The organism is Enterobacter hormaechei subsp. xiangfangensis (assembly GCF_001729785.1).
Lineage (GTDB): Bacteria > Pseudomonadota > Gammaproteobacteria > Enterobacterales > Enterobacteriaceae > Enterobacter > Enterobacter hormaechei_C.
In genome coordinates this window covers 2,378,639-2,392,103 of the sequence record NZ_CP017183.1, presented here as the reverse complement: position 1 = coordinate 2,392,103, position 13,465 = coordinate 2,378,639, and the positions used below count along the sequence as shown (strand labels likewise).

The 13,465-nt window shown below is 54.0% G+C and carries 10 protein-coding genes; 5 read left to right on the top strand and 5 right to left on the bottom strand.

Annotated elements, in window-relative coordinates; translation table 11 throughout:
* Positions 1–21 precede the first annotated feature (21 nt).
* Complete coding sequence (locus BFV63_RS11455; protein ID WP_023324681.1) at positions 22–1,407, bottom strand: NarK family nitrate/nitrite MFS transporter; 1,386 nt, start codon at positions 1,405–1,407, stop codon at positions 22–24.
* Positions 1,408–1,618: 211 nt separating this feature from the next.
* The gene (locus BFV63_RS11450) at positions 1,619–2,194 is read right to left on the bottom strand and encodes a TetR family transcriptional regulator (protein ID WP_003857036.1); all 576 of its coding nucleotides are present in this window, start codon (positions 2,192–2,194) and stop codon (positions 1,619–1,621) included.
* 116 nt (positions 2,195–2,310) lie between these two features.
* On the opposite strand from BFV63_RS11450, the gene BFV63_RS11445 reads away from it, so the two are divergent.
* Positions 2,311–3,801, top strand: a complete 1,491-nt coding sequence (locus BFV63_RS11445) for an MFS transporter (RefSeq protein ID WP_003857038.1) — start codon at positions 2,311–2,313, stop codon at positions 3,799–3,801.
* A gap of 45 nt (positions 3,802–3,846) precedes the next feature.
* On the opposite strand, the gene ompC is transcribed toward BFV63_RS11445, so the two are convergent.
* A complete protein-coding gene (gene ompC, locus BFV63_RS11440; RefSeq protein ID WP_057059359.1) occupies positions 3,847–4,920 on the bottom strand; it encodes a porin OmpC in 1,074 nt (357 codons plus the stop codon).
* Positions 4,921–5,547: 627 nt separating this feature from the next.
* The gene (gene yddG / locus BFV63_RS11435; RefSeq protein WP_003857042.1) at positions 5,548–6,426 is read right to left on the bottom strand and encodes an aromatic amino acid DMT transporter YddG; all 879 of its coding nucleotides are present in this window, start codon (positions 6,424–6,426) and stop codon (positions 5,548–5,550) included.
* Between the two features lie 220 nt (positions 6,427–6,646).
* Between yddG and fdnG the strand changes: the two genes are divergently transcribed.
* From fdnG to fdnI, 3 genes are read left to right on the top strand one after another with little or no spacing between them, the layout of a single operon-like run.
* On the top strand, positions 6,647–9,694 hold the full coding sequence (fdnG, locus tag BFV63_RS11425) for a formate dehydrogenase-N subunit alpha (RefSeq protein ID WP_086528405.1): 3,048 nt from the start codon (positions 6,647–6,649) through the stop codon (positions 9,692–9,694).
* 11 nt (positions 9,695–9,705) lie between these two features.
* Positions 9,706–10,590, top strand: a complete 885-nt coding sequence (gene fdxH, locus BFV63_RS11420) for a formate dehydrogenase subunit beta (protein ID WP_003857048.1) — start codon at positions 9,706–9,708, stop codon at positions 10,588–10,590.
* Positions 10,583–11,239 (top strand): formate dehydrogenase-N subunit gamma, encoded by a 657-nt coding sequence (fdnI, locus tag BFV63_RS11415; protein WP_003857050.1) that lies wholly within the window; start codon positions 10,583–10,585, stop codon positions 11,237–11,239. The genes fdxH and fdnI overlap by 8 nt, the downstream gene beginning before the upstream one ends.
* A gap of 59 nt (positions 11,240–11,298) precedes the next feature.
* Here fdnI and ppk2 read toward each other — a convergent pair whose 3' ends face one another.
* Positions 11,299–12,117: a polyphosphate kinase 2 gene (gene ppk2 / locus BFV63_RS11410; RefSeq protein ID WP_023314186.1), complete on the bottom strand. Its 819-nt coding sequence runs from the start codon at positions 12,115–12,117 to the stop codon at positions 11,299–11,301.
* 161 nt (positions 12,118–12,278) lie between these two features.
* Here ppk2 and araJ point away from each other — a divergent pair, with 161 nt between their 5' ends.
* A complete protein-coding gene (gene araJ, locus BFV63_RS11405) occupies positions 12,279–13,454 on the top strand; it encodes an MFS transporter AraJ (protein WP_003857053.1) in 1,176 nt (391 codons plus the stop codon).
* The last annotated feature ends 11 nt before the right edge of the window (positions 13,455–13,465 follow it).

The following is a 13,465-nucleotide window of genomic DNA, read 5'->3' as shown; positions in this document are numbered from 1 at the left end:
GCTCCGGCGAAGATGTAGTTATTATTTTTGTGAGGATTTGCGGCCGTACACCAGCCAGGTGACGAGTACGCAGACGATGTAAAACACGAGGAAGACTTTCATGGCGCCCACAGGGGATCCGGTCATCGCCAGGGATGTGCCAAAGGCTTTGGGAATAAAGAACCCGCCTACCGCACCGATGGCAGAGATAAAGCCCAGCGCGGCAGCCGTTTCGGTCACCGCTTCATGCTGTGCCTGTTCGTCGCTCCCGCCCTGTTTTTTTATGCGGTCGAGGGTGATTTGGCGAAAGATAATCGCGATCATCTGGAAGGTCGAGCCGCTGCCCAGGCCTGCGGTCAGAAACAGGCCCATAAAGACCAGATAGAAGGCGATAAAACTGCCTGAACCAGACCCGGGGAGTGTCAGGAAAATCAGGGCGCTAAAGATGGCCATAAAGACGAAGTTGATCAGCGTCACCCGTACGCCGCCCAGCCTGTCTGAAATCATCCCGCCAGCCGAACGCGCCAGGGCGCCAATCAGCGGGCCAAAGAAGGCGAGGTGGAGGATATTTACGTCCGGAAACTGGGTTTTCGACAGCATGGCAAAGCCTGCCGAGAAACCGATAAACGAGCCGAAGGTTGCCAGATAAAGCAGGCTCAGCAGCCAAAGGTGAAAGCGCTTAAGTACCGGAAGCTGGCTGGCAATGGATGCTTTCGAGCTGGCGATGTCGTTCATGCCAAAAAACGCCGCAAGGGTGGCCAGAATCAGCAGCGGCGCCCAGATCCACGCCGCGTTCGCCAGCCACATCGTCGAGCCATCCTCCTGGGGGACGCCATGAACGCCGAGAAAGGTAAACATCGGCAGGAAAATCACCAGCGGCGCAACCAGCTGCATCACGCTCACACCCAGGTTACCCAGCCCGCCGTTAATGCCCAGCGCGCTGCCCTGTCTGGCTTTCGGGAAGAAGAAGCTGATGTTTCCCATGCTGGAAGCGAAGTTGGCGCCGGCAAAACCGCACAGCAGTGCAATGATGATAAAGACCCAGTAAGGCGTGGCGGTATTCTGGATGGCGATCCCAAGCCAGACACAGGGTACGACCAGGATAACGGTGCTTAACACGGTCCAGTAACGCCCGCCAAATATCGGCACCATAAAAGAGTAGGGGACACGCAATATCGCGCCGGAGAGAGAAGGTAATGCCGTTAGCATAAAAAGCTGATCGGTGCTGAAATTAAATCCGACCTTATTAAGGTTTACCGCAATAGCGCTAAACAACATCCAGACACAAAACGCGAGGAGCAAACACGCCACGGAAATCCACAGGTTTCTTCGTGCGATATGTTTCCCTTTATTCTCCCAAAATTGCGCATTTTCCGGTTTCCAGTTACTCAACAGATGCTGGTTACTCTTCTCGCTTTGATGTGACATATCACCCTCTTGCTTACCCAAGTGGAGAGAAAAAATTAAATAAAAACAGAAAGATACCTGTCGATAGCTTGTAGGAATTATTGGATGTTATGGGATACATCTGAAAGGATAGATAAAAAAGCGAATCCCTGAGTTTGGAATGGGAATCTGGGTTCGCTTTATGTGTTACTAATTGTAACTTTTTGCGGAAATTAATACCCCGATGGGAGTATTAAAACAATTCGAGGGAGATAAGTTTATCCAGATGCTTATTAAAGGCCGCGTCGTCCATTTCAGGCATATTTAATACGTATATGCCATCCAGGCCACATACCAGACCAATTAAACGCCAGGCGATATTTTCCGGCTGGTCAGCAAGCGTAAAGGCGTTGGCCTCCGCCCCGGCCCTGATAATCGCAACCGTTTCCTGGTGCCACATCTCCATAGTCAAAACGTAGGCGCCTTTAATATCGCTATCCCGGCTGGCGAGAATTTGCGCCTCTCGCCACAGCCGAATGTAGGGCTCAAACCCGCCGTCATCGCTGCCGAGCATGGCATGCAGGCGCTCGCGCCAGCCAGCGTTTTCGCCAACGATTTCAGCATCCAGCAAATCGCGGATTAGCCGGACAAACGCCAGCGACTTAAGCTCGCCCGCCGACGCAAAGTGGTGATGCAACTGCCCGGTAGCGACGCCCGCTTCGGTGGCGATGCGGCGCACGGTCATTGCAGCGAATCCTTCGGTCAGCGCCACGCGCATCGCGGCCTGGAGGATCTCTTCCCGCCGCTCGTCCTTGCTCAGATAACGCATAATTTCTCACTCTCAATGGCAACGAAACGAGTGTAACAAAGAGCTGGACAAGTGTTCAACTTTACGTAGGATCGCAATTTGGACATGTGTCCAGTTTTTAACTGAAAAGGAAATTTATGTTTCGTCAGTGGTTAGCGTTAGTGATTATCGTGCTGGTATATATCCCGGTGGCGATTGACGCGACGGTGCTGCACGTGGCGGCGCCAACATTGAGCATGACGCTGGGTGCCAGCGGCAACGAATTGTTGTGGATTATTGATATTTACTCGCTGGTGATGGCGGGGATGGTGCTGCCGATGGGCGCGCTGGGCGATCGCATAGGTTTTAAGCGCCTGCTGATGATCGGCAGCGTGCTGTTTGGCCTGTCATCGTTAGCGGCGGCTTTTGCGCCGTCCGCGGGCTGGCTGATTGCCGCCCGCGCGTCGCTGGCGATTGGCGCGGCGATGATTATTCCGGCTACGCTTGCAGGGATCCGCACGCTGTTTATTGATGCGCGGCACCGTAATATCGCCCTCGGCGTCTGGGCTGCCGTTGGGTCGGGCGGCGCGGCGTTTGGCCCGCTGATTGGCGGCATGCTGCTGGAGCACTTTTACTGGGGTTCGGTCTTCCTGATTAATGTGCCGATCGTGCTGATGGTGGTTTCGCTTGCTGCGCGCTTTGTGCCTGCTCAGCAGGGGCGGCCCGAGCAGCCGCTCAATATCAGCCATGCCATTATGCTAATTGTGGCGATTTTACTGCTGGTCTATAGCGCCAAAACCGCCCTGAAAGGGGTGCTGTCGCCGTGGATGGTGACCATTACGCTGCTTACCGGGGCGGTGATGCTGTTTATCTTCGTCCGTATCCAGCTGCGCGCGCGCGTACCGATGATCGACATGCGTCTGTTTTGCCATCGCATTATTTTAAGCGGCGTGGTCATGGCGATGACCGCCATGATTGCGCTGGTGGGCTTTGAACTGCTGATGGCGCAGGAGTTGCAGTTTGTGCATGGTTTTACGCCGTTTGAAGCAGGGATATTTATGCTGCCGGTGATGGTGGCGAGCGGATTTAGCGGGCCGATCGCGGGCGTGCTGGTCGGGCGTCTGGGGCTGCGCATTGTCGCGGCCGGAGGCATGGGGCTAAGCGCAGTCAGTTTTATCGGCCTGTCGATGCTTGATTTCAGCACCCAACAGTGGCAGGCGTGGAGCCTGATGGTGCTGTTGGGCTTCAGTGCCGCCAGCGCACTGCTGGCATCGACGTCAGCGATCATGGCTGCCGCGCCGAAAGAGAAAGCGGCCGCCGCAGGCGCGATCGAAACCATGTCCTACGAGCTGGGCGCTGGTCTGGGGATCGCCATTTTCGGTTTGCTGTTAACCCGCAGCTTTTCGGCGTCTATTGTACTGCCGCAGGGGCTGAGCGCGTCGCTGACCGATAAAGCCTCGTCGTCCATCGGTGAAGCGATGAAGGTGGCGCAGGAGCTGACGCCGTCGCTGGCCGAGCCGGTGATGACGGCGGCGAAAACTGCGTTCATCACCTCGCACAGCGTGGCCCTGGGCAGTGCGGGAGGCATGCTGCTGATTCTGGCGGTCGGGATCTGGTTTAGTCTGGCGAAGGTCGGAGGGCAGCAGTAATAAAAAAGGCCAGCCGCGAGGGCTGGCCTTTTGAACTAACAGATCTTAGAACTGGTAGGTCAGACCTACAGCCACGATGTTGTCGGTAGCCACTTTGGCATCTTTGGTGAACTGGCTGTCATCCACGAGGTTGATTTTGTAATCAACGTAGGTGGACATGTTTTTGTTGAAGTAGTAGCTCGCGCCAACGTCAACGTATTCAACCAGATCCTGGTCGCCATAAGAACCGATGTCTTTACCTTTGGATTTCAGGTAAGCGATGGATGGACGCAGACCGAAGTCGAACTGGTACTGCGCCACAACTTCGAAGTTCTGCGCTTTGTTGGCAACGTGACCGTTACCGAACGCCGTCATGTTGCGGGTTTCAGAGTAGGTCGTTGCCAGGTAGATGTCGTTCGCATCGTACTTCAGGCCAGCAGCCCAGACTTCTGCGTTTTCGCCACCGGCGTTCAGGTTGCTTGCAGCACGAACCTGACGGTCAGTACGGTCAGATTTCGCGTAGGTCGCACCCACACCGAAGCCGTCGAATTCATAGGTAGAAGACAGACCCCAGCCGTCACCGTTGGATTCGGTGATCTCTGAACGGTCGTTTTTACCCTGGTACTGAGCAGCCACGTTCAGGCCGTCAACCAGACCAAAGAAGTCGGTGTTACGGTAGGTTGCAACGCCAGTGGTACGGCCGGTCATGAAGCCATCAGTCTGCGTCCAGGTATCGCCACCGAACTCTGGCAGAACGTCAGTCCATGCGCCGATGTCATAAGCCACACCGTAGTTACGACCGTAGTCGAAGGAACCGAATTCATCGAATTTCAGACCAGCGTAGGCCAGACGGGTTTTGTTGCCGTCGGAACCCTGAGCTTCGGAGCGATTGCCCTTGAACTCATATTCCCACTGGCCGTATCCGGTCAGCTGATCGTTGATCTGAGTTTCACCTTTGAAGCCCAGACGAACATACGTTTTGTCGCCGTCGCTACCAGCATCATCAGAAAAATAGTGCAGACCAGTAACTTTGCCGTACAGATCCAGTTTGTTACCGTCTTTGTTAAAAACTTCAGCCGCGTTAACAACGCCAGCTGCCAACATGGAAGTCACTGCCACTGCAACTAATTTAAGTTTCATCTTAAATAATCCTTATAATTTTATTTAGGTATTTCCTAAGCCACCTGAGCGATTTTTAAACGAGGCTTATCGTCAATGGCAGACTATTTTTAAAATTCCATAGACTGCTTTCAATAATAAGTTTCAAAATATTAAAGATAATTTCAATTAGTGTGATCCCGATCGGGTAAATTGCCCTTAAATCGCTCAATCAGGTTAATATATAGACATAAATTGATTATTAACAAAGCACGATAATATGGCTGTAAATAATTTCTGGACGTTTTAGTTTTTCTGGGGAATTAAAGGAATTTGACAGAGAGTATCAACGTGTGGGGCGCGATAACATATTATAAAACAGCGGATTATGAATTTTCCGGTGAGCCGGTGTCTGTTTTCTAAGTGAAATATTCAGAAATAAACTATTGCACTTTGTGCTATATAGCGCGGTAATATTGGCGCTGAACTAATTACCTGTGTTGTCAGTTTATGTCAACTTCCACAACGGCTCTGGCTATCTGTGGGCATTCTATACAGAAATTTTAGTTGTCTCGAATGTTACCAATTATATTCGAGGGTGTGATCACACATTAAATAATTGTTAATTTTGTGCCGGGCATATTGGGTACCCGGCAAAAAATAAAAATACTATTTGCGCGTGGCATACCAGCACAGTAACGATCCGGCGCACACCATTAATGCCCCTTGCCAGAATGAGAATGAAAGCGTAGAGCTCAGCACAATAGCCGCCAGCGCGGCGGAAAGAACGGGCGTGAAATAAGAGACAGCCGCAAGCACCGTGACGTTACCGTGAAGAATACCGATATTCCAGGCGGCGTAGCCAAAGCCAAGCGCAACCCCACACATCAATAGCTTCACCACAACCGGGACGCTGAACACCATTTCGGGCTGATCGCTGACGGCATATTTGACCCACAGGCTCAGGGCGGTCAGCAGGACGAAAAGGGTAATGCCATTTTGCCCTTTGGCATACTTGCTGGTGACGGTGCAGTAGGCGGCCCAGATAAAAGCGCCAGCAAACGCCAGCCCATAACTCAGCGGACTTGAAACGACGTTCTGCATGATGTCATTCAGTTGCAGACCGTTTTCGCCACCTAAAACCCAGCACACCCCCAACAGCGAGATGAGAAGCCCAGGGATGACCCACAGGGTGGATTTTTGCCCGTTGAACAAAATCGCGAAGGCAATCGTCAGGCTTGGCCACAGATAATTGACCATACCGACTTCAATCGCCTGTGAGCGCGTCGCGGCATATCCCAGCGACAGGGCCAGGCACATCTCATAGCTGACAAACAGGATGCTGCCCGCAAGAAGATAGCGCCTGGAAAAACGCCGAAGATCGGGAAAACCCACCGTTACCAGACACAGCAGCCCGCTGACGGTGTAAATCATCGCCGCGCCGCCCACCGGGCCCAGTCCTTCACTGACGCTGCGGATGAGACCCACCATGGTGCTCCACAGCAATATGGCCGCCAGGCCTGTCAGCGTTGCTCTTTTTCTGTCCATTACCCTGCCAGTCTTCAAAAAATCAAAGGGAAAACTTATAGCATCTATCCGCTACACCTGGCGAATTTTCTACTGGGGAGATACCCCGAAAAGAGTAGCAAATCGTACCAGCGGTGACTATTTGGGGGGCTAAGTATAGCGACCTTGATTTGACGCAATAAAAAAAGGGGCTTTGCTGTTAGTTTGCCGCGCGAAGTCTTATCAGATAAAGAGGACAACAATGGACGTCAGCCGCAGACAATTTTTTAAAATCTGCGCGGGCGGTATGGCCGGAACAACAGCCGCGATGCTGGGATTCGCTCCCAAAATGGCGCTGGCTCAGGCACGCAACTATAAACTGCTGCGCGCGAAAGAGATCCGTAACACCTGCACATACTGCTCCGTGGGTTGTGGGCTATTAATGTATAGCCTGGGTGATGGCGCGAAGAACGCCAAAGAAGCGATTTATCATATTGAAGGGGACCCGGACCATCCGGTGAGCCGCGGGGCGCTTTGCCCGAAAGGGGCGGGGCTGCTGGACTACGTCCACAGTGAAAACCGTCTGCGCTACCCGGAATATCGTGCGCCGGGGTCTGACAAATGGCAGCGTATCTCCTGGGACGACGCTTTCTCCCGAATTGCAAAACTGATGAAAGCGGATCGCGACGCCAATTTTATTGAGAAGAACGAGCAGGGCATCACGGTAAACCGCTGGACCTCCACCGGGATGCTGTGTGCCTCTGCGGCAAGTAATGAGACCGGCATGCTGACGCAAAAATTTGTGCGCTCCCTCGGCATGCTGGCGGTTGATAACCAGGCGCGCGTCTGACACGGACCAACGGTAGCAAGTCTTGCTCCAACATTTGGTCGCGGTGCGATGACCAACCACTGGGTTGATATCAAAAACGCAAACGTCGTGGTGGTTATGGGCGGTAACGCCGCTGAAGCCCATCCGGTGGGGTTCCGCTGGGCGATGGAAGCGAAAAACAACAACGATGCGACGCTGATTGTCGTCGATCCACGCTTTACGCGTACGGCATCGGTGGCTGATATCTATGCGCCGATCCGCTCCGGTACGGATATTACGTTCCTTTCCGGCGTGCTGTTGTACCTGATCGAAAACAATAAGATTAACGCGGAATACGTTAAGCATTACACCAATGCCAGCCTGCTGGTGCGGGAAGATTTCGCCTTCGAAGATGGTCTGTTCAGCGGCTATGACGCCGAGAAACGTCAGTACGATAAATCATCCTGGAACTATCAGTTCGACGAAAACGGCTACGCGAAGCGCGATGAGACCCTGAGCGATCCGCGCTGCGTGTGGAACCTGCTGAAACAGCACGTTTCCCGCTATACGCCGGACGTGGTGGAAAACATCTGCGGTACGCCAAAAGCGGACTTCCTGAAAGTGTGTGAAGTGCTGGCCTCCACCAGTGCCGCCGACAGAACCACCACGTTCCTGTACGCGCTGGGCTGGACGCAGCATACCGTGGGCGCGCAGAACATTCGCACCATGGCGATGATCCAGCTGCTGCTCGGCAACATGGGGATGGCCGGTGGCGGCGTGAACGCCCTGCGCGGGCACTCTAACATTCAGGGCTTAACCGACCTCGGCCTGCTGTCGACCAGCCTGCCGGGTTACCTGACCCTGCCGTCCGAGAAGCAGACCGACTGGCAAAGCTGGCTTGACGCCAACACGCCAAAAGCGACGCGTCCGGACCAGGTGAACTACTGGAGTAACTATCCGAAGTTTGCCGTCAGTCTGATGAAATCGTTCTACGGCGACGCGGCGCAGAAAGAGAATGACTGGGGCTTTGAGTGGTTGCCGAAATGGGACCAGGCTTACGATGTCATCAAGTATTTCAACATGATGGATAAGGGCGACGTCACGGGGTATATCTGCCAGGGCTTTAACCCGGTGGCGTCATTCCCGGATAAAAACAAAGTCGTTCGCAGCCTGAGCAAGCTGAAGTACATGGTGGTTATCGATCCGCTGGTCACCGAAACGTCTACGTTCTGGCAGAACCACGGTGAATCAAACGATGTCGATCCGGCATCCATTCAGACGGAGGTGTTCCGCCTGCCATCGACCTGCTTTGCGGAAGAGGACGGTTCTATTGCCAACTCTGGCCGCTGGCTACAGTGGCACTGGAAAGGTCAGGATGCGCCGGGTGAAGCGCGTAATGACGGCGAAATTCTGGCCGGGATTTACCATCGTCTGCGCGAGATGTACCGCACGGAAGGCGGCAAAGGCGCTGAGCCGCTGCTGAAGATGAGCTGGAACTACAAGCAGCCGGATCATCCTGAGTCCGAAGAGGTGGCAAAAGAGAACAACGGCGTGGCGCTGGCCGACCTGTACGATGCCAACGGCAATCTGGTGGCGAAGAAAGGCCAGTTGCTCAATAGCTTCGCGCTGTTGCGTGACGACGGTACCACCGCCTCGTCCTGCTGGATCTACACCGGCAGCTGGACTGAGCAGGGTAACCAGATGGCCAACCGCGATAACGCCGATCCGTCAGGCCTGGGTAACACCCTGGGCTGGGCATGGGCGTGGCCGTTAAACCGCCGAGTACTGTACAACCGTGCCTCCGCAGACGTGAACGGTAAGCCGTGGGATCCGAAACGCATGCTGATCGAGTGGAACGGCACGAAGTGGACGGGGAACGATATCCCGGACTTCAACACCGCCGCGCCGGGTAGCAACACCGGGCCGTTTATCATGCAGCCGGAAGGGCTGGGACGTCTGTTTGCTATCGACAAACTGGCGGAAGGGCCGTTCCCTGAACACTACGAGCCGATGGAAACGCCGCTCGGCACTAACCCGTTGCACCCGAACGTGGTGTCAAGCCCGGTGGTACGCATCTACGAAGACGACGTGCTGCGTTTAGGTAAAAAAGACAAGTTCCCGTATGTCGGCACTACTTACCGCCTGACCGAGCATTTCCATACCTGGACCAAGCACGCGCGGCTTAACGCCATCGCGCAGCCGGAACAGTTTGTGGAGATAAGCGAAACCCTGGCGAAGGCGAAAGGCATTGCCAATGGCGATCGCGTGAAGGTCAGCAGCAAGCGCGGCTTTATTCGCGCGGTGGCGGTGGTCACCCGTCGTCTGCAAACGCTGAACGTGCACGGCCAGCAGGTGGAAACGGTGGGCATACCACTGCACTGGGGCTTTGAAGGGGTAGCGCAGAAAGGCTACATCGCCAATACCCTGACGCCAAACGTCGGCGATTCCAACTCGCAAACGCCGGAGTATAAAGCGTTTCTGGTCAACATCGAGAAAGCGTAAGGAGCGATTAAATGGCGATGGAAACACAAGACATTATTAAACGCTCCGCGACCAACCCGATAACGCCCGCGCCTCGTGCGAGGGACTACAAGGCAGAAGTCGCCAAGCTGATCGATGTCTCTTCCTGCGTGGGCTGTAAGGCCTGCCAGGTGGCCTGCTCGGAGTGGAACGATATCCGCGACGAGGTGGGGCACTGCGTAGGGGTCTATGACAATCCTGCTGATCTGAGCGCCAAGTCCTGGACGGTGATGCGCTTTAGCGAAACCGACCAGAACGGCAAGCTGGAGTGGCTGATCCGTAAAGACGGCTGTATGCACTGTGAAGATCCGGGCTGCCTGAAGGCATGCCCGTCTGCCGGGGCAATCATTCAGTACGCCAACGGGATCGTCGACTTCCAGCAGGATAACTGCATCGGCTGCGGTTACTGTATTGCGGGTTGTCCGTTTAATATCCCGCGCCTCAATAAAGAGGATAACCGGGTCTATAAATGCACCCTGTGCGTCGATCGCGTCAGCGTCGGCCAGGAGCCTGCCTGCGTGAAGACCTGTCCTACCGGGGCGATCCACTTCGGCACCAAAAAAGAGATGCTGGAAGTGGCGCAGCAGCGGGTGGATAAGCTCAAAGCGCGCGGCTATGACAAGGCCGGGATTTATAACCCGCAGGGCGTGGGCGGCACGCACGTCATGTATGTTCTGCACCACAATGACCAGCCGGAGCTGTATCATAATCTGCCGAAAGATCCGGCGATCGATACATCAATCAACCTGTGGAAAGGGGCGCTTAAACCGCTTTCAGCGGCGGGCTTTATCGCCACCTTTGCCGGGCTGATTTATCACTACATCGGTATCGGGCCGAATAAAGAGGTGGATGACGACGAGGAGGAGCATCATGAGTAAGTCGAAAATGATAGTGCGCACAAAATTTGTCGATCGCGCCTGTCACTGGACGGTAGTCATCTGCTTCTTCCTGGTGGCGGTATCCGGCATATCGTTCTTCTTCCCGACGCTACAGTGGCTCACGGAAACCTTCGGGACACCGCAGATGGGGCGCATTCTGCATCCGTTCTTCGGCGTGCTGATTTTCGTGGTGCTGATGTTTATGTTCGTGCGTTTTGTTCATCACAACATCCCTGACAAGCAGGATATTCCGTGGCTAAAAGGGATTGTTGAGGTTCTGAAAGGCAACGAGCATAAAGTCGCGAAGGTGGGGAAATACAACGCCGGGCAGAAGATGATGTTCTGGACCATCATGAGCATGATTTTTGTGCTGCTGGTGACCGGGGTCATCATCTGGCGTCCGTATTTTGCGCACTATTTCCCGATTCAGGTAGTGCGTTATGCGCTGCTGATCCACGCGACCTCGGCCATTATTCTGATCCACGCCATTCTGATCCATATGTATATGGCCTTCTGGGTGAAAGGATCGATTAAAGGCATGATTGAAGGGAAGGTGAGCCGCCGCTGGGCGCAAAAACACCATCCGCGCTGGTACCGGGACGTTGAGCGTCTTGAAGCGCAAAAAGAGAGTTCGGAAGGGTTGAAGTAAACCTTGCGCCGTCGGCATTGTCCGGCGGCGCTGCGCTTGTGCTGGCCTGCTTCCCCGTATCAAAATCGCTCTGCAATATACCGGAAGGGATATTTTGTAGGCTTCACTTTGCCGATCTTGCGTTTCGGTAAATCCACTTTGTCTACGTGAATTTCTTTATAGGGGATCTGTGAAAGCAGATGCGAAATAATATTCAGCCGCACCCGTTTTTTATCTTCTGAGCGCGCCACAAACCACGGCGCCCAGGCGGTGTCGGTCGCTTTAAACATCGCGTCACGGGCGAGGGTATATTCATCCCACAGATTAAAAGATTTTATGTCCATTGGAGACAGCTTCCAGATCTTGCGACCATCATTAATGCGATCGCGCAGGCGGCGTTCCTGCTCTTTTGGCGTTACTTCAAGCCAGTATTTCAACAATATGATCCCGGCATCGACCATCGCTTTTTCCATTACCGGCGTTCCATCAAGAAATTTTTCGGTCTGCTCTTCAGTACAGAAACCCATTACTTTTTCCACCCCCGCGCGGTTGTACCAGCTGCGGTCAAAAATAACGATTTCCCCGGCAGAGGGCAGATGAGGAACGTAACGCTGAAAATAGAGCTGACTTTTCTCTTTATCGGTGGGGGCCGGTAACGCAACAACGCGAAACACCCGGGGGCTGACGCGTTCGGTGATGGCTTTGATGACGCCGCCTTTACCGGCGCCGTCTCGCCCTTCAAAAACAATACAGACTTTTAACCCTTTGGCGACCACCCATTGCTGGAGCTTAACCAGTTCAACATGGAGGCGGCGCAGCTCTTGCTCGTACGTTTTGGTTTTGAGCGGCGCGTTTTTAACGACATCATCAACAACACGGGTTTTCTTCTTACTGACCATGGCGGGTCTCCCTATGGGTCCGGTCGCGGGATCGAGGCCGTACTAAGCGTGTAATCGGCCTGAATGAATGGATTAATGTGTCAGAAAGCTGATTTGAACTGGTTCACCATACAAGTTTAATCAATAATGCACGCTGCGTATTTTTTAACAGTGGTCGCGGTATGAAAAAGACAATTTTTTCGTTAGCACTGGCTACCTTTGGTCTGGGGATGGCTGAATTTGGCATCATGGGCGTGCTGACAGAACTGGCCCATGATACGGGCATTTCGATTCCCTCTGCCGGAAATATGATTTCGTTTTACGCTTTTGGCGTGGTGATCGGCGCGCCGATTGTGGCGCTGTTCTCCAGCAAATTTTCGCTGAAAACAACGCTGCTGTTTCTGGTGGCGATGTGCGTCGTTGGTAACACACTCTTTACCTTCTCTGACTCCTACGTGGGGCTGGCGGCGGGGCGCTTAATCTCTGGTTTTCCGCATGGCGCGATTTTCGGCGTGGGGGCGATAATCCTGTCAAAAATCGCACCGCCGGGTAAAGTGACGGTCGCTGTGGCCGGGATGATTGCCGGGATGACCGTTGCCAACCTGCTTGGCGTACCACTCGGGACGTGGCTGGGACATGAATTTAACTGGCGTTACACCTTCTTTTTGATTGCGGTCTTTGACGCGCTGGTGATCCTGTCTGTTCTGCTGTGGGTGCCAGACATTCACGACACGACAACCACCCGGCTGACAGAACAATTCCATTTCCTGAAGAAACCGGAACCGTGGTTGATTTTTGCCGCTACGATGTTTGGCAATGCCGGGGTGTTTGCCTGGTTTAGCTTCGTGAAGCCGTTTATGGTCAACGTGTCAGGCTTTTCCGAGGGCGTGATGACCGCGATCATGATGCTGATGGGGCTGGGCATGGTGCTGGGAAATGTCTTCAGCGGCAAGCTGTCGTCGCGCTTTAGCCCGCTGCGCATTGCTGCCACCACCGACCTGGTGATTGTGGCTTCGCTGCTGGCGTTGTTCGCCTTTGGCGAGCTTAAAACAGCTTCACTGGTAATGGGATTCGTGTGCTGCGCCGGGCTGTTTGCGCTCTCTGCGCCGCTGCAAATACTGCTGCTGCAAAATGCGAAAGGCGGCGAGATGCTGGGGGCCGCAGGCGGACAAATGGCGTTTAACCTCGGCAGCGCAATTGGCGCGTATTTCGGTGGAATGATGATTACGCTCGGCTTTAGCTGGAGTTATGTCACGCTGCCGGCAGCGATCTTATCCTTCTCAGCGATGACCTCTCTGTTGATGTATGGTTATTTATGTGCCAAAAAGCGTCAGGCCAACGCAGGAGCGCTGGCCTGATTCCACATGTT